General features: G+C 49.7%; 14 protein-coding genes. 10 read left to right on the plus strand and 4 right to left on the minus strand.

Annotated elements, in window-relative coordinates; genetic code table 11:
* Positions 1 to 46: 46 nt before the first annotated feature.
* Positions 47 to 3,934 carry a phosphoribosylformylglycinamidine synthase gene (gene purL / locus H5715_RS07385; protein ID WP_083607987.1) on the minus strand — a complete coding sequence of 1,296 codons (3,888 nt, stop codon included), beginning with the start codon at positions 3,932 to 3,934 and terminating at the stop codon, positions 47 to 49.
* Between the two features lie 505 nt (positions 3,935 to 4,439).
* On the opposite strand from purL, the gene mltF reads away from it, so the two are divergent.
* Positions 4,440 to 5,945, plus strand: coding sequence for a membrane-bound lytic murein transglycosylase MltF (mltF, locus tag H5715_RS07390; protein ID WP_139309762.1), 1,506 nt, complete (start codon positions 4,440 to 4,442; stop codon positions 5,943 to 5,945).
* A 32-nt stretch (positions 5,946 to 5,977) separates the two neighbouring features.
* Here mltF and tadA read toward each other — a convergent pair whose 3' ends face one another.
* Genes tadA through H5715_RS07405 form a run of 3 tightly spaced genes read right to left on the minus strand, consistent with a single transcriptional unit; the run spans position 5,978 to position 7,592 of the window.
* Positions 5,978 to 6,469 (minus strand): tRNA adenosine(34) deaminase TadA, encoded by a 492-nt coding sequence (gene tadA, locus H5715_RS07395; protein WP_075185311.1) that lies wholly within the window; start codon positions 6,467 to 6,469, stop codon positions 5,978 to 5,980.
* A gap of 1 nt (position 6,470) precedes the next feature.
* Positions 6,471 to 7,343 (minus strand): putative RNA methyltransferase, encoded by an 873-nt coding sequence (locus H5715_RS07400; RefSeq protein ID WP_075185310.1) that lies wholly within the window; start codon positions 7,341 to 7,343, stop codon positions 6,471 to 6,473.
* Positions 7,344 to 7,592 carry a DUF1653 domain-containing protein gene (locus tag H5715_RS07405; protein WP_425507022.1) on the minus strand — a complete coding sequence of 83 codons (249 nt, stop codon included), beginning with the start codon at positions 7,590 to 7,592 and terminating at the stop codon, positions 7,344 to 7,346. It abuts the gene before it with no gap.
* A gap of 117 nt (positions 7,593 to 7,709) precedes the next feature.
* On the opposite strand from H5715_RS07405, the gene fldB reads away from it, so the two are divergent.
* From fldB to H5715_RS07450, 9 genes are all read left to right on the plus strand, one after another.
* Positions 7,710 to 8,246 carry a flavodoxin FldB gene (gene fldB / locus H5715_RS07410; RefSeq protein WP_075185309.1) on the plus strand — a complete coding sequence of 179 codons (537 nt, stop codon included), beginning with the start codon at positions 7,710 to 7,712 and terminating at the stop codon, positions 8,244 to 8,246.
* Positions 8,243 to 10,363, plus strand: coding sequence for a bifunctional tRNA (5-methylaminomethyl-2-thiouridine)(34)-methyltransferase MnmC2/FAD-dependent 5-carboxymethylaminomethyl-2-thiouridine(34) oxidoreductase MnmC1 (mnmC, locus tag H5715_RS07415; RefSeq protein WP_075185308.1), 2,121 nt, complete (start codon positions 8,243 to 8,245; stop codon positions 10,361 to 10,363). The genes fldB and mnmC overlap by 4 nt, the downstream gene beginning before the upstream one ends.
* A 31-nt stretch (positions 10,364 to 10,394) precedes the next feature.
* On the plus strand, positions 10,395 to 10,736 hold the full coding sequence (locus tag H5715_RS07420; RefSeq protein ID WP_075185307.1) for a late competence development ComFB family protein: 342 nt from the start codon (positions 10,395 to 10,397) through the stop codon (positions 10,734 to 10,736).
* 47 nt (positions 10,737 to 10,783) lie between these two features.
* A complete protein-coding gene (locus H5715_RS07425) occupies positions 10,784 to 11,572 on the plus strand; it encodes a glutaminyl-peptide cyclotransferase (RefSeq protein WP_075185306.1) in 789 nt (262 codons plus the stop codon).
* A 74-nt stretch (positions 11,573 to 11,646) separates the two neighbouring features.
* The gene (trhP, locus tag H5715_RS07430; RefSeq protein ID WP_075185305.1) at positions 11,647 to 12,966 is read left to right on the plus strand and encodes a prephenate-dependent tRNA uridine(34) hydroxylase TrhP; all 1,320 of its coding nucleotides are present in this window, start codon (positions 11,647 to 11,649) and stop codon (positions 12,964 to 12,966) included.
* A 9-nt stretch (positions 12,967 to 12,975) separates the two neighbouring features.
* Positions 12,976 to 13,815 (plus strand): D-hexose-6-phosphate mutarotase, encoded by an 840-nt coding sequence (locus H5715_RS07435; RefSeq protein ID WP_075185304.1) that lies wholly within the window; start codon positions 12,976 to 12,978, stop codon positions 13,813 to 13,815.
* Positions 13,816 to 14,118: 303 nt separating this feature from the next.
* Positions 14,119 to 14,961, plus strand: coding sequence for a P-loop NTPase family protein (locus tag H5715_RS07440; RefSeq protein WP_075185303.1), 843 nt, complete (start codon positions 14,119 to 14,121; stop codon positions 14,959 to 14,961).
* 131 nt (positions 14,962 to 15,092) lie between these two features.
* Positions 15,093 to 15,836: a fumarate/nitrate reduction transcriptional regulator Fnr gene (gene fnr / locus H5715_RS07445; RefSeq protein WP_075185302.1), complete on the plus strand. Its 744-nt coding sequence runs from the start codon at positions 15,093 to 15,095 to the stop codon at positions 15,834 to 15,836.
* A 19-nt stretch (positions 15,837 to 15,855) separates the two neighbouring features.
* The gene (locus H5715_RS07450; RefSeq protein ID WP_075185301.1) at positions 15,856 to 16,458 is read left to right on the plus strand and encodes a DUF4202 domain-containing protein; all 603 of its coding nucleotides are present in this window, start codon (positions 15,856 to 15,858) and stop codon (positions 16,456 to 16,458) included.
* Positions 16,459 to 16,463: the final 5 nt, after the last annotated feature.

Here is a 16,463-nt window from a genome sequence, read left to right on the forward strand (position 1 = left end):
GTTAAAAGAGAATTAAAAAAGCCAGCTTAACGCTGGCTTTTTTTTGCTAGTCGATAAATACTCGCGCATTGCGAAACAGTCGCATCCAACCGCTATCTTCTTCCCAATCTGCTGGGTGCCATGAATTACACACTGCACGGAATACCCGCTCTGGGTGCGGCATCATAATGGTGGCCCGACCATCCGCAGAGGTTAGCCCAGTAATCCCTGACGGTGATCCGTTGGGGTTGGCGGGATAATCTTCAGTTACTGCAATAGTGTTATCCACAAATCGAATCGCCACGGAGCCAGAGGCTTCACAATCACGCAATGCCGTCGGATCCGCAAACTCTGCTCGACCTTCACCGTGCGCAATCGCCACTGGCATATGGGATCCAGCCATCGATTCCAGCAATACAGAATTGGATTTTTCAATTTTAACCAAACTAAAACGTGCTTCAAACTGCTCCGACAAATTGCGTACAAAGTGGGGCCAGTGCTCTGCACCGGGAATCAAACTCTTGAGATTAGACATCATCTGGCAGCCATTACACACACCCAGGCTAAAGGTATCTTCGCGATGGAAGAAAGACTGGAATTCATCGCGCGCCTGACCGTTGAACAGAATAGTTTTTGCCCAGCCTTCACCAGCGCCTAGAACATCACCGTAGGAGAACCCACCGCAGGCGGCAATTCCTTTGAATTCTTTCAGTGAAACCCTGCCAGCGAGAATATCGCTCATATGAACATCAACGGCTGAAAATCCTGCACGGGTAAAGGATGCCGCCATTTCCAAATGACTGTTAACACCCTGCTCTCGCAGAATAGCCACTTTGGGTTTAACCCCTTTGGAAATGTATGGTGCCGTAATATCGGCCTTAACGTCGTAACTTAGCTCTGCACTCAAACCTGGGTTGGCCTCAGTAATTTGAGCAAACTCCTGATCGGCACAGACGGGATTATCCCGCATATTCTGTACGTGGTAGCTGGTTTTGCTCCACAACTGCTGTAGCGTACCGCGACTGTTCTGGTAGAGAACATTTTCGCCATGAGTAATCACCAGTTGCTCGTCGGCAGTTACAACACCGAGTTCGCTCACCAACTCAGCGAGGCCCGCGTTTTCAAAACGCTGAACAACTTCGGTAATGTCACCACTGGCAACCTGTACAACCGCACCCAGCTCTTCGTTAAACAGCACTGCGTGAGGGTCTGTTCCGACAGCCGCCAAATTAACGCTGGCACCGCAGCGACCGGCAAAACACATTTCCGCTAGCGCCGCCAACAGACCTCCATCGGAGCGATCGTGGTAGGCCAGCAATAGCTCGTCCTGTAGGCAGCTCTGCATAACGTTAAAGAAGGCTTTTAATTGCTCGGCACTATCGGCGTCGGCTGGCGACTGACCCATCTGATTATATACCTGAGCAAAAATCGAGGCCCCCACACGGTTTTTCCCCGCACCCAGGTCAATCAGCAATAGCTTGCTTTCTACTTTGGCTCGCAGCTCGGGAGTTACCGTTTTACGAACATCCACCACCGGAGTGAAAGCGGAAATAATGACGGATAAAGGCGAGGTAACGGCCTTATCTTCGCCATTATCCTGCCAGGCTGTGCGCATGGACATGGAATCTTTACCGACCGGGATGGTAATACCCAGAGCCGGACAGAAATCCATACCAACAGTTTCTACGGTACGGTAGAGCTTTTCGTCTTCACCTGGGTGGCCGGCGGCACACATCCAGTTGGCGGAGAGGCGAATATCGCTCAATTTACCAATACGGGTGGCACAAATATTGGTGATCGCTTCACCCACAGCCATACGCCCAGACGCGGGGGCATCCAGTAAGGCGGTCGGGGTTCGCTCCCCCATACTCATAGCCTCGCCAGCATAGCTATCGAATGACACGGTGGTCACCGCACAGTCGGCAACAGGCACTTGCCAGGGGCCTACCATTTGGTCTCGTACAACTTGCCCGGTTACCGAACGATCACCAATGGTGATCAGAAACTGTTTGCTGGCCACGGTTGGGTGCTGGAGCACACGCTCGATAGCATCGCCCAAATCGATGCCGCTATAATCAAAAGCGGCAGTGTTCGCCTCCTTTTTCTCGCCGGTACGGTGCATTTTAGGCGCCTTACCAAAGAGGATGTTCATGGGCAAGTTGACGGGTTTGGCATCGAAATGGGTATCGTTAACGATCAACACTTTTTCATCCAAGGCCTCACCCACTACCGAGTAGGGGCAGCGCTCCCGCTTACAAATTGCCTCGAAGCGCGGCAGCTCGGATGGGGGCACGGCCATCACGTAGCGCTCCTGGGATTCATTACACCAGATTTCCAGTGGTGACATACCGGGCTCATCGTTGGGAACATTACGCAACTCAAAGTGCGCGCCACAACCACCATCTTTTGCCAATTCTGGAAAAGCATTAGACAAGCCCCCAGCGCCCACATCGTGGATAAATGCAATGGGGTTATCTTTACCCAACTGCCAGCACTGGTCGATAACTTCCTGACAACGGCGCTCCATTTCGGGGTTCTGGCGTTGCACCGAGGCAAAGTCCAAGTTTTCCGACGAGGAACCAGACGTCATAGATGACGCGGCACCACCGCCCAAGCCAATCAACATAGCAGGCCCCCCCAACACAACCAACTTGGTTCCCGGCGCGTAGGGAGTTTGCTCTATATGTTCTTGCCTGATATTGCCGTAACCGCCCGCCAGCATAATCGGCTTGTGATAACCACGACGCTCGCCGTCGAAGTTGTCTTCATAGGTGCGAAAATAACCACAGATATTCGGGCGCCCAAATTCGTTATTAAAAGCCGCACCACCGATCGGACCATCGGTCATTATATCCAGTGCCGTCACAATACGGTTGGGTTTGCCGTAGTCCTGCTCCCAGGGCAAGGCGTAGCCGGGAATTTGCAGGTTGGATACAGTAAAACCGGTCATCCCCACTTTTGGCTTTGAACCCTTGCCAACGGCACCCTCATCACGAATCTCGCCACCGGAGCCAGTTCCCGCTCCGGGGTTGGGTGCAATGGCTGTTGGGTGGTTGTGGGTTTCCACCTTCATCAACAGATGAATAGGTTCTTCGTTGTAGCCATATTCGCGGGTTTGCGGATCAGGGTAGAAGCGACCGGCTATAGTACCCTCCACTACCGAAGCATTATCAGCATAGGCTGAAAGCACACCCTCTCCACCCTTCTCGTAGGTGTTTTTGATCATTTTGAACAGCGACAGCGTCTGCTCTTCACCATCAATGGTCCAACTGGCGTTAAATATTTTGTGGCGACAATGCTCGGAATTTGCCTGTGCAAACATCATCAGCTCCACATCGCTGGGGTTACGGCCCAGCTCACTAAAGGACGCAGTCAGATAGTCAATCTCATCTTCCGCAAGCGCTAATCCAAGCTCAGTATTGGCGACTACCAGAGCCTGCCGGCCACTGGCCAACACGTCCACCAGTGCCAAGGGCTTTGGCTGATGTGTTTCGAACAGTACAGCCGCCGCATCTAGGCTTGGTAATACTTGCTCGACCATCCGATCGTGAATCAATGCTGCGACATCACCGCTAGATTCCACCCCCGCCACAGAATACAAAATGCCACGCTCAATGCGTTTTACCTGATTTAGCCCCGCATTATGGGCAATATCCGTTGCTTTTGAAGACCAGGGTGATATCGTGCCCGCCCTTGGAACCACCACCAATGTGAATGCTGGCTCGCTTCGTGCTGTACTTTTAGTATCATCAAAACCCATAGAACTGGCTGGACCGTACTCCAAGAGTTTTTCCAGTACCGACATTTCAGCGGAAGACAGCTCCGAGCGGGTATCGGCAAAATGGATGAAATCAGCTCGAATTCGAGTCACACCGGAGTGCAACTGCTGGATTTGGCTCAAGAGTTTATTTAAGCGGAAGTCAGATAGAGCGGGAGCGCCACGCAGAGTCAACATCTTTGGCAAGGGCCTCATAAGGTTGGTGAGTCAAAAGAAGGTGGGTGTCAAAAAAAGGAAGCATTGTACTTTATCTGGCATTCCTTAGGGAGAGTATAGATGCTCTCAATAGGCGAAAAATTAGCGCTGCGTTTCGCCGCGCTCCGAAGCGGGACATGAATCAAACGGTTTTATGGAAGAAAGGTGAAAAGTTGCTCGACACCCCCCCGATACCAGAGGGGTAATACCAGCGATAACGCTATTGGCTTAGTCAATAGCGCCAAGTGTCTTAATGAAATTTGGCGTTATTTTTCACCTAACGGGAATTGTTGAACTAGACTGTTTTAAAAACGAGCTACACGAAAACCCAGATTAAGACAAGCTAGTTACTCACACATTTACCGTGTAGAATTGAATAATTATTGATCAGACACAAGTGCGCTTATAACCAAAAACAACTTTGCGGGCTTTAACAGGATGTTGGGGAAATTTATACCGGAGTTTATATAGGCTTATGTCGAAGCGAATGACCGTACAAGCATACCAGTTGGTTAAGCGTATCTTACGAACAGTGCTTTTTAGCGCCCTTGTTGTGAGTTTATGCTCCAGTCTCGTAAGCAGTCGTATCCCTACTACTCTGGAGCGTGTTATGGCCTCCGGCAAGCTGGTCGTTATTTCACGAAACGGCCCCACCACCTATTATGAGGGTCCAAACGGCTACACGGGCTTCGAATATCATATCGCTAAAAAATTCGCGCGCTACCTGGGCGTAGACCTGGAAATAAGGGAAACCGAAAACCTTGGAGTGATGCTCGACTCCGTCGGCACCGATATTGGCCAGTTGGCCGCCGCAGGCCTCACTATTACCGAGAAGCGCAAACAGAAGGTACAGTTCAGCGAACCCTACCTGCAAATCACCCAGCAGGTTGTTTATCGCCAGGGCGAGTCCCGCCCCACCAGCCCTTCCGACCTGCAAAACAAAAATATACTGGTTATCGGCAATAGCTCCCACGCAGAGCGCCTGCGTGAACTTAAAAAAGAATTCCCCGATTTACACTGGCGGGAAAGCCACGATGTTGAAATGCTCGATTTAATGGAAATGGTGCATAACGGTAGCATTGATTACACCATTGTCGACTCCAACGCTTACCGAATTAATAGCAACCTGTACCCACACGCGCAAGTCGCGTTCGATATCAGCGAACCGCAAAATCTCGCGTGGGCCTTCCCTGCTCAAAAAGACGACAGCTTGTTTTTGGAATCACAGAAATTTTTCAAAGGTATTAAGGAAAAGGGTGTTATTGAAGACACTTTAGAAACCTATTACGGCTACTTGGGCGAAATCAACTACGGTGGCGCAGTGCTCTTTGCCAACCGCTTAAAAACCCGCCTACCCAAATGGGAAGAAAAACTGCGTGACGTTGCAGAGATACACAATTTGGACTGGCAGTTGCTTGCCGCGTTAAGCTATCAGGAATCGCACTGGAACCCTAAGGCTAGATCCCCAACCGGGGTACGCGGTTTTATGATGCTAACCCGCAACACAGCCAAATTTGTTGGCGTTAAAAACCGATTGGATGCAGAGCAAAGCATTGAGGGCGGTGCCAAATATTTTAAATCCATTTACGATCGCATCCCCAATCGCATTGCCGACCCAGATCGAACATGGCTGGCCATGGCAGCGTACAACGTTGGCCTGGGCCACTTGGAAGACGCACGAATCCTGACTGCACAGCGGGGTGGCGACCCCGACAAATGGGTCGATATACGTGAAGCCCTTCCTCTGCTTTCGAAACGAAAATTCTACAAGCAAACCAAGCACGGCTATGCTCGCGGTTGGGAACCAGTCGACTATGTGCGCAATATCCGCAATTTCCAAACCATTATTGCCTGGAACGAAGTGCAAAAAGATCGCGGCGAGCAGCTGGCCTCTAACGATGCGACTCCCGAGGAATTCGCCAGCTTCAGCCCTGTTGTAATGGAAGCTGTACGCAGTATTGCCGGAGGAACTGAGGATATTTCTTCACTGTAATGTGTTCTAAATATAAAAGAAAAGATGGAAAATTATTTTTCGTCTTTTCTTTTTAGCGCTTTCCTTCCCTCTCGCCGCAAGGTAAAGAAATCACTGATAAGCACCGAGCACTCCTGCTCACAGACCCCACCTTCCCAAGCCAGTTTATGGTTATAAAAATTCGCATTTTCCAGTACCGGGTTACTTGCTAAAACCCCCGCTTTCGGCTCCGTTGCACCGAAGACAACACGCCCGACCCGAGCATGAATAATGGCCCCCAAACACATGGTGCAGGGCTCGATTGTGACATAAAGTGTTGTATCGGGAAGCCGATAATTTTTTTCTGCCGCCGCAGCTGCCCGCAAGGCTATTATTTCCGCGTGCCCAGTGGGATCACAGCCGCCAATAGGCTGGTTGCACCCTTCTCCCAGCAGGCTTTCACCGCGAACCAGCACCGCACCAACCGGCACTTCATTGTTCTCGGCGGCTTTCTTCGCGAGCGCAATGGCTTTTTTCATCCAAAGAAGATCAGTAGCGGAAGGCATTTTATTCGCTCTTAATTCCAAGTAGCTGAATATCGAAATCCACCTCCAGTGTTAATTTTCCTTTTTCTATCAATTCGCTTTTTGCATCGCGTTGGCCGTGCCAGTTCAGGGGCGTCATAGCCAGCAAATCAGCAATAGAATCAGGTTGAATTAGATCAAGAGTGAAATGCAAATTCTTTCTTGCAAGTAGTGACAATTCGGGTTCGACGTCCGCTAGCGTATGCAATTTCACCTCGCCATAAACCACCTCTTTTAGCTGATACAAGTGGCGCTCGGCTGGCTGCACACGGACAAACATACCAGTATTTTTCAATACCCGCTGTATTTCCCTCGCGGCAATAGGCGCGAAGACATTAAGCGCAATATCCACAGAATTTTCCATGACAGGCAGGTGGTGATTGCTGGCAACACCATAATCAAATCGCCACTTTTTCTCATGTACAGTATTACTGTGTACTTTCTGTTTCGCGCTGGATGCGGCTTTGCGAACCGCTTCTTTGGACACATCAACACCACAACAATCTAAACGGTCAATCGATTCTAACGACAACAATTTCTCACTCAGCGATTCCAGGTAATAACCTTCACCACATCCTAGATCCAAAATCTGAACAGTGTCTTGCGACGATAAATACGCTTTTACCATGGCGAAGACTTCGTCAACCAAGGGAGCATAAAAACCAGCGCGTAAAAAACGCTTACGCGCGGCTATCATCTCTTCGTTATCACCGGGATTACGGCTGTTTTTCTGGTTCGCCAGGAGGAGATGAATATAGCCCTGTCGCGCACGGTCGTAACTGTGGCCATTATCACAACACAAATTGCGATCGCGCTCAGTTAAGGGGTGCTGACACTTGGGACACTGCCAAATCATTTACATCTCCTCACTGCTCATTTCCGACACAAATTCAAACCTTTTCACGCTTGAGCTACACGGATCCCCCGCCACTTCAACCATTTCATTAAACATCGACAGCGGACGTACCCACAGGCTGTAGTCTCCATATAGGCAACGGTAAACCACCAGCTCTTCCTCCGTTTCTGAGTGGCGTGCCACCGAATACACCTGATATTCATTTCCTTTGTAATGCCTGTAGCGCCCAGGCTTTAGAGAAATACTCAAGCTGCGACCTCCAATTGAGTTTAGTGAATCAAACGACTACCATAGCCGCCGCAATCTGCGGGGCATATTGCCCCGCTTTCTTTCCGTTTGCAAAACGATTTGTATTAGCGAAAACCAATGAATACTCCAAACCGCGCTCCAATCGCCCTTTTCTACGGCAGCTCCACCTGTTATACCGAAATGGCGGGTGAAAAAATTCGCCAGGAAATCGGCGAGACCGATGTTGATATCTTTAATATTGCCGACGAACCAATCGCCACAGCCCTCTATTACGACTATCTGATTATGGGCATTCCCACCTGGGATTACGGTGAGCTTCAGGAAGATTGGGAAGAGATTTGGGACGAGCTCGACGATCTGGATTTCAGCGGTAAGAAAATTGCCCTCTACGGGCTTGGTGATCAAGTCGGCTACCCGGAATGGTTCCTCGATGCCATGGGCTTTCTCTACCATAAGATGAAAAAGCAAGGGGCGACACTGGTAGGGCTATGGCCCAATAAAGGCTACGATTTTGAAACCAGCCAGGCTTTAACGGAAGATAAGCAGTTTTTTGTGGGCTTAGCGCTAGATGAAGAAAACGAATTCGTCCTAACCGAACAACGTATCGAAAAATGGTGCGAACAGATTCTTAACGAATTTAATTTTCCTCAATGAGCGATAAAACGCCGCCTCCGCCACCAACGGCAAAGCTGCAATGGGTTGAACAGAATCAACCCTTTTCGACACAGTTCGACGATTTCTATTTTTCCAGTACCAACGGCCTGGAAGAGACTCAATATGTGTTTATTCAGCACAACGCCCTTCTCGAGCGCTGGCAGAAACCTCTGCAAAAAAACCATTTCGTGATTGCAGAAACAGGCTTCGGAACCGGGCTTAATTTTCTTACGGCTTGGCACAGCTGGAATCAGTGCAATCCACTCACTCAGGGCGGGCAAGCTGCTCGCCTACATTTTATTTCAGTCGAAAAATACCCGCTTTCTATTCCCGACTTACAAAAAGCTCTCTCCTTGTGGCCACAGCTGAAAGACCTTAGCAAAGAGTTACTGGAGCACTACCCGGCGCAGCCGGCCAGCGCTTGCCACCGCCTCACTCTTGATCTCGGCCGGATTACGCTAAGCTTGTATTTTGGTGATGCTACCGAAGGCCTGCGGCAATTCTCCCCCTGCTCCACCAAGGGCCAGCCCTGCAGTAAGGGTTATACGTTTGGGCAACAACCCCTCGTTGTCGATGCCTGGTTTCTAGATGGCTTCACCCCAACTAGAAATCCGGACATGTGGACTCCAGAGCTGTTTTCGACGATAGCCGGGCTCAGTAATAAAGGCACCAGTTTTTCCACTTTTACCTCCGCGGGATCCGTTAGGCGAGGATTACAGGATGTAGGCTTTACCTGTTTCAAATCACCTGGATTTGGAAAGAAAAGAGAAATGCTTGCGGGCACATTTGTTGGCCTGAATAACGAACAAACTAACGTCCCTATACCACCTAAACGCGGAGATACTGCAAACCACTATTGGCACCTGCAAAACCCCGCGCCGGCGGATCAAAGCAACAATGGCGTGCTCATTATCGGTGGGGGGCTCGCGGGCTGTCTTACAGCGAGAGCGCTGGCCGATCGCGGCGTAGCGGTAACTCTGCTGGAGCAAAATAACCAACTAGCGCTTGAGGCCTCGGGTAACCGACAGGGCATGGTCTACACGCGCCTGTCGCCACACAACAATCCACTCAGCCGTTTTAACCTCACCGCACAACTGTTTGCCAACCACTTCTATAGCCGCCTGTTCGACAAGCAATCACTCTTTCAATTAGCCGGTGCACAAACCGGCGTGCTCCACCTTGCGCTGTCGGACAAGCAGGAAAAGCACTATCGGCTACTAGCGAATATCTACGAACAATCTCCCGATTTCTGTCAGTGGCTCAACCCCCAACAGGCTTCAGAAATAAGTGGTATTCAGCAACGATTTTCAGGCTTATGGCTACCAAAATCCGGATGGTTGTCCCCGCGAAAACTATGCAAAACACTTGTTGCACACCCGAACATCAATGTGCAGCTAGGCGCACAGGTAGAGCGTCTCACTCCAAACCAGCATCGCTGGGAAGCCGTTGATAAATTCGGGAAAAGCCTCGCGATTGCGGCGTCTGCTGTAATTGCCAACGCTCACGCGGCCCGACAACTAAGCCAAACCGCCTACCTACAACTCAGCTCCATTCGCGGACAGGTGACACATATAGAAAATAGTCCCGATGCATTAAATCGGCTCAAGACGGTTCTTTGTGGTGAAGGCTATATTGCCCCGGCCAACGACGGCATCCACTGCCTTGGCGCTACCTTTAACCTAAAAGACGACAACCTCAATATCACCCAAGTCGATCATTCCACAAACCTGGATAATCTAGCGAAAATGGTTCAATTTCAAACAAACGACCTCTGCGATCTTCAGCTTGGTGGTCGCGTCGGCTTTCGTACGACAACGCCAGACTACTTCCCCGTTGTCGGCCCAGTACCCAACGCGAAGAATATGTTGATCGATTTCGAAAAACTGCGCCACAGAGCCAATGCCCAAATAGAACTACCCGGCAGCGGTCACCCCGGTCTCTACGCTATTCTGGGGCTCGGTTCCCGCGGCCTGGCTTACGGTCCTCTTGCAGCCGAACTGCTCGCCAATCTATTATTAGGGGAGCCTCTCCCTATTGATCAAGACCTCTATACCCACCTACACCCAGCAAGATTCCTGATTCGCGACCTTATACGCGATAAAACGTCTACAATCTAAGGGTAACAAACAACACTAAGAGGGAAGTACTATGCTCCTTGGAGCCGGCAGACATCGTGGAGAGCTTATTTCCGCACAGGACAGCGTCCACAACTATTACGAACACTTGGTCATCTCCCAACTATTACGCGCCAACGATCGGGCCAACCAGGACGCTGAATTTATGGCGGACGTGACCTGTGTCGCACTCAATCGCCTGCCTCCAAGATACGTGCGCCACGATGTCGATATGACCTTCTTTCTCTCGCCTGCCGAGCTTGAGGAAATGTCTGACAAAGTTGCCCTTGCCGTCAACGACGCGGTGGACTACGTACTCAGTCGTGAAGCGCTGCACACAACGGATGCGGAAGAGACTAAACAAGACGAAAGCTAATTGGGTAGAATGGCGAAATACAATAACGCCAACGGCTCCTATCTTCTATGACCACCAATTTCAACACTAAAGCAGTCTGCACCCTGCTAGCTTTGCTATTGTTTGTCCTCTCCAGCACAGGCTTCAGCGAAACACCCAAAAGCCTAAACTACAAAATTATTCATACCCTTCCCCACGATCCGCTGCTGTTTACTCAGGGGCTTGAGCTAAAAAATGGCAACCTTATTGAAAGTAGCGGTCACTTCAACCGTTCATTTATCCGTATTTACAACGCCGCAACAGGGCAAACCCTGAAACAGGCAAAATTGCCCGCGCAGATATTTGCAGAGGGCATCACCCTCCACGATAGAGACCTCTACTTGCTAAGCTGGAAAGCGGGTGTCGTTTTTGTGCTCGACCCCGACACCCTTAAAGTAAGAAAAACACAGTCCTATAAAGGTGAGGGATGGGGAATCGCTCATAACGATAGCTCGTTGTTTACAAGCGACGGCAGCCATAGGATCACGCAGCGCAACCCAAAGAACTTCTCTTCCCTCAAGGTTTTAGAGGTTACTAATCCCGCCAGCGGTGAAAGAATCGATCGTTTGAACGAACTCGAATTTGCTCAGGGTCGGCTGTGGGCCAATCGCTGGCAAACCAACTGGATCTATACGATTGATCCCCAGAGCGGAAAAATACTGGGAACTCTCAACCTCAACGAGCTAGTTCCTCCGTCTCTAGCCGGTGACCGGGACAAGGTACTTAACGGTATCGCCTTCGATGCCGAGAGGAATGCCTTTTGGATTACAGGCAAAAACTGGCCCCTGCGCTATCTTATCGAAATACGGGAAAAGTAAAAAATAATCATTCGCTCTTGTATCCTGCCCGCGAGAGCTTACAATGCGCGACTATTTGAATTTGAGTACAATTTATGAGCACCGAACTTCTTTCGCCTGCCGGCACCCTGAAAAGCATGCGCTATGCCTTCGCCTATGGAGCGGACGCAGTTTACGCAGGCCAACCACGCTACAGCCTTCGCGTACGCAATAACGAATTCAATAAAATTGAGAACCTCGCTTCTGCCATAGAGGAAGCCCACGGTCAAGGCAAGCAATTCTATTTGGCGAGTAATCTTGCCCCCCACAATGATAAGGTTCGCACCTATCTACGCGACCTAGAACCGGTTATTGCCATGAAGCCGGACGCATTAATTATGTCCGACCCTGGGCTGATTATGATGGTGCGGGAAACCTGGCCCGACCAACCCGTTCATCTCAGCGTTCAAGCGAATGCGGTAAACTACGCAACCGTTAAGTTCTGGGCCTCGCAGGGTATTGAGCGAGTAATATTGTCGCGAGAGCTATCAATTGAAGAAGTAGAAGAAATTCGCCAGCAGTGCCCGGATGTGGAGCTGGAGGTTTTTGTCCACGGCTCTTTATGTATCGCCTACTCCGGCCGCTGCTTGCTATCCGGGTATATGACTCATCGGGACTCAAATCAGGGGGCATGCACCAACTCCTGCCGCTGGGAGTACAATTCCCATGAGGCCAAGGAAACTGAAACCGGCGACTTAATTGCCGTAGATTCAGCACCGCCATCAACCTGGACACCTGACGAAGTACAACCAGTTCTTTTGCAAGAGAAAAGCCGCCCCGGAGAATATATGCCCGCTTACGAAGATGAGCATGGCACCTACATTATGAACTCGAAAGACTTACGCGCTGTTCAACATGTAGAACGACTGGTCAAAATGGGCGTAAAATCTCTCAAAATTGAAGGGCGAACCAAATCCCATTACTACGCCGCTCGCACCGCACAAATCTACCGTCGCGCCATTGACGAAGCTGAAGCCGGTAAAAAGTTCGATATGAGTTTAATGACAGAACTGGAGCACCTAGCCAATCGTGGCTACACAGAAGGCTTCTACCGACGCCACGTTCCGAGTGAATATCAGAACTACGAACAAGGCGCTTCAGGCAACAGCTCACAGCAGTTCGTCGCTGAAGCTATTGCCTACGACGCTCAAAGTGGCTGGTTAACCCTGGATGTGAAAAACCGTTTTGAAATCGGTAATGCCGTCGAACTGATCACGCCCCAGGGCAATATTTCATTCAATATCAGCACCCTGGAAAAAGAGAGTGGCGGCGCAATTGATGTTGCACCGGGCTCGGGCCATATCGTAAAGATACAGGCGCCAGAATTACCTTTGAATGAATCCGGCGGCTACGCTATGCTTATGCGCCATTTATAGAGAGCCTGCATGTCAGACGACGTTCCCCATACGATTCGCCGCGGCGAATTAGATATTCTTCAGATCGATAACGCTTCCTGCAGTGCAGAAGTCAGCTTGTTTGGCGGCCACATTTTGCACTGGCAGCCCTCCGGACAAAAGCCCGTATTATGGATGAGCGAGAGCGCAAATTACGATGGGAATACCGCTCTACGGGGCGGTATTCCCATTTGCTGGCCTTGGTTCGGCCCCGCCGGAGACAAAGGGCGTCACGGACTAGTTCGCACACGCAATTGGCAGCTCGATTCCTACCAAGAAGATTGCAGTACAACAAAACTCACGCTGGGCATTAAACTAAGCGACGACGAAAACCCCTGGCCCCACCCCAGCAAAATCGAAATGAAACTGGAGCTGGGAAAAGAATTAAAGCAAACGCTGATCATCACTAACGATACAGAAAAGCCGCTCTGCTTTGCCTATGCACTGCACAACTATTTTCAGGTAAGCCACCCGGAAAATATCGAAGCGCCCGCGCTAACTAATTCATTTTTCGAAAACGCTATTACAGGGGAGACTCAACTTGTAGACAAAGGCGACGAATCCTATACCGGACCGATTGATCGCATTTATTTGAATGACGAAAACGCCAGCCTTTACGACAAGAAATTTGATCGCACCATCAACATTAAAAAAACCGGTTCTCAACACTGGGTTCTGTGGAATCCGGGAATTGAAGATGCCCGTAATATGGCGGATGTTCACCAGGATGGTGAGAATGAATTTCTATGCTTTGAAGCCGCGAACACCACAGATATCATAATCGACCCCGGTGAAACCATCCGCGTAGGTCAGGCAATTACAGTCGAATAACAACCCCCTTACAAGCCGCTGAACAAAGCTTCTAAGACCCACTGCGCCTGGAAAAACAGGCGCAAATGCGAACCTTATAAAGACATTCTAAAAGCCACGCCTAAGCCTCTCGGACAACACAAATCGTTTTCCAACAAGCTACTGTCAATATTTTCCCTCGATAGATGATCGATCCGCAGCAATATCCCAAGTTTCTTCGCTAAATAAACTTTTCCTACAACTCCTGATCTGAGCCCAATTATTGCGTCCATTACCGTTGATTTCCATCAATACGACAATACAGTCACCTACTAGACTGTTTCCATGCAAAACAATGAACGAACATCCAATATTGCCGAACATCCGACGCTCATTCGTCGGCAAAAGAAAGTAACGGAATTAGAGGCTAATCGCCTGCTCGAAAACTTTCGTCGGCACCCGATTCGACCAATTAACATCTGCATTGATGGGAACGCGTTCGCCTGGATAAATGAACTGGAAACCTCCTGCACAGCAGGCCAACTCGTAAGCAAAGAAGTACAGTTATGGGCCGATGCAATCGGTCATCGTTCTGTAGATGCTTTGCTTTTATGTTACCCCTTTCAGAACCTACAACCTTACGAGCTAACCGAAATTATGCACGCGCTGGCGTCGCATTTCTCACTCGCTGAATCCGGTAAGCGCTGCCATCGTGTGGCCACAAAAATCGGTGAAATCAATAGTGACCATGTTGCGCTGTTAAAGGGGTTAGGTTTCAACCATTACCAAATTGTTCTTAGCCGAGATGATCTGGAAGACTTACCGCGTCTGGAAATGGTTACCAGCCTTATTCGCCAATATGCGTACTCCGGAATCGGCATCCAAATTCACGATGCTGACTGCCTGGACGACCTCCGTGAGCATGTCATTGAGGTAAAAAAACGTATTTCGCCAGACTACATCTACATTGGTTATCGCCCCAAACTATTGAATCAAGAGCTAGAAACCAATGGAAGCATCATATTCGACGGTGAGCATGAGCAGATAGACGATTGCATCAATATGGGAGTAGAGGGAACTAGCCACCTACAGAACCTGGTATTACAGAACTTCTGCAGCCCTCAGCGTTACTTAAGCGCCTTGAATGCTGGGCAACTGCCCGTAAACCCAGGTCCACTGAGCCTTTGATGAGTCCCTAAAGCAGCAGCAGTCAAGACTCTAAGTCTTCCCTACACAATTTTCGATCCCGAAGCGGAGCCATTGCCCAGGTTTTCCTATATACTGTAGCGCCTTGTTACTTATAAGCAGTGGAAAACGATATGCCTCCGCAATCTTTTGCAAATCATCAGTGCCACCATAATCCGCAAGTTAATTGCGCCGAGTGCCGCCTGGCCGCTATCTGCCTGCCGATCAGCCTGCACGTTGATGACATCACAAAATTGGACGACATTATTCAACGAGGACGCCCCGTACAGAAATCGGATCATGTTTATCATGCTGGAGAGCCTTTCCGCTCTGTCTATGCCTTGCGCTCCGGTGCAGTAAAAACCGTAAAGGTTACTCAGGATGGGCAAGAACAAGTAACAGGTTTCTACCTCCCTGGTGAAATCATAGGTATGGACGGCTTAGCCTCCAACCACCACACCAACTCCGCTACTGCCCTGGAAACCTCTGCTGTATGCGAGATTCCTTTTAGCCGCCTCGAAGAGTTGAGCGCACAGGTACCTAATCTCCAGCGCCGCTTCTTTCAGTTGATGAGCAAGGAAATCACTCAAGAGCAGCAACTAATAACGCTGCTAAGTAAAAACAGTGCCGACGAAAGAATTGCCTCTTTATTGCTAAGCATATCGACCCGCAACCATAATCGTGGCCTTTCAGCCAAAGAATTCTACCTCCCCATGTCCCGCTCGGATATTGGCAACTACCTCGGCTTAACTATCGAAACCGTTAGCCGTGTTCTTAGCCGCTTGCACAAGCAAGAGGTGATTTTGCTGGATAAAAAGCATGTCATCATTTCCGACATGGATGCACTACAAAACATCTCCTCAGTGTCCATTGAATAAGCAGCGCACATAAGCCCGTATGACTGAACCACATAATCACTTAAGCCTCGTTCTGGAAAAAATAGACGAGGCCAACGCTCTCGATCCCAACCAAGAAGCCTGCCCCTCCAGCGAACAACTAGTCGCTAAGGAGTTACTGTACGGGCAGCGTATGTCTGAGCAGCTTTCCCTGTTCGCTCCAGAAGCATCTGAACATCTGCAAATTGCCGCTCGAGCACAACATATTGAACGCTGGAAATCACCAAGAAGTAATTACCCGGAAGGTCGCGCGGGATACAAGAAATGGCGAGCAGAACTCTCCCTCTTTCATGCCAACAGGGTTGTGGAGCTTATGATGGAGGTCGGCTATGCCGAGGACGCCTGCGAACGAGTAAAATTTCTCGTACAGAAACGCCAGCTAAGACAGGACGCAGAAACGCAAACATTAGAAGACGTTATCTGCCTTGTGTTCTTACAGTATTACCTGGCGGATTTCACTGCAAAACATCAAGAAGAGAAACTTATTGATGTCATCCAGAAAACCTGGAAAAAGATGTCTGACACAGGGCATCAAGCGGCACTAAAGCTTCCTCTACCGCAAGACCTGCTCTCTCTCGTGACAAAAGCGTTGGGAACCGCGTAAAAGCC

Source organism: Teredinibacter haidensis (genome assembly GCF_014211975.1).
In the GTDB taxonomy this organism is placed as follows: domain Bacteria; phylum Pseudomonadota; class Gammaproteobacteria; order Pseudomonadales; family Cellvibrionaceae; genus Teredinibacter; species Teredinibacter haidensis.

Bases quoted from the DNA above. Each gene is read 5' to 3' on its own strand.
- mnmC (WP_075185308.1), top strand. From the start codon at position 8,243: ATGAGCGATAAAACGCCGCCTCCGCCACCAACGGCAAAGCTGCAATGG.
- trhP (WP_075185305.1), top strand. From the start codon at position 11,647: ATGAGCACCGAACTTCTTTCGCCTGCCGGCACCCTGAAAAGCATGCGC.
- tadA (WP_075185311.1), bottom strand. From the start codon at position 6,469: ATGCCTTCCGCTACTGATCTTCTTTGGATGAAAAAAGCCATTGCGCTC.
- fnr (WP_075185302.1), top strand. From the start codon at position 15,093: ATGCCTCCGCAATCTTTTGCAAATCATCAGTGCCACCATAATCCGCAA.
- H5715_RS07440 (WP_075185303.1), top strand. From the start codon at position 14,119: ATGCAAAACAATGAACGAACATCCAATATTGCCGAACATCCGACGCTC.
- mltF (WP_139309762.1), top strand. From the start codon at position 4,440: ATGACCGTACAAGCATACCAGTTGGTTAAGCGTATCTTACGAACAGTG.
- H5715_RS07450 (WP_075185301.1), top strand. From the start codon at position 15,856: ATGACTGAACCACATAATCACTTAAGCCTCGTTCTGGAAAAAATAGAC.
- H5715_RS07420 (WP_075185307.1), top strand. From the start codon at position 10,395: ATGCTCCTTGGAGCCGGCAGACATCGTGGAGAGCTTATTTCCGCACAG.
- fldB (WP_075185309.1), top strand. From the start codon at position 7,710: ATGAATACTCCAAACCGCGCTCCAATCGCCCTTTTCTACGGCAGCTCC.
- H5715_RS07435 (WP_075185304.1), top strand. From the start codon at position 12,976: ATGTCAGACGACGTTCCCCATACGATTCGCCGCGGCGAATTAGATATT.
- H5715_RS07425 (WP_075185306.1), top strand. From the start codon at position 10,784: ATGACCACCAATTTCAACACTAAAGCAGTCTGCACCCTGCTAGCTTTG.
- H5715_RS07400 (WP_075185310.1), bottom strand. From the start codon at position 7,343: ATGATTTGGCAGTGTCCCAAGTGTCAGCACCCCTTAACTGAGCGCGAT.
- purL (WP_083607987.1), bottom strand. From the start codon at position 3,934: ATGTTGACTCTGCGTGGCGCTCCCGCTCTATCTGACTTCCGCTTAAAT.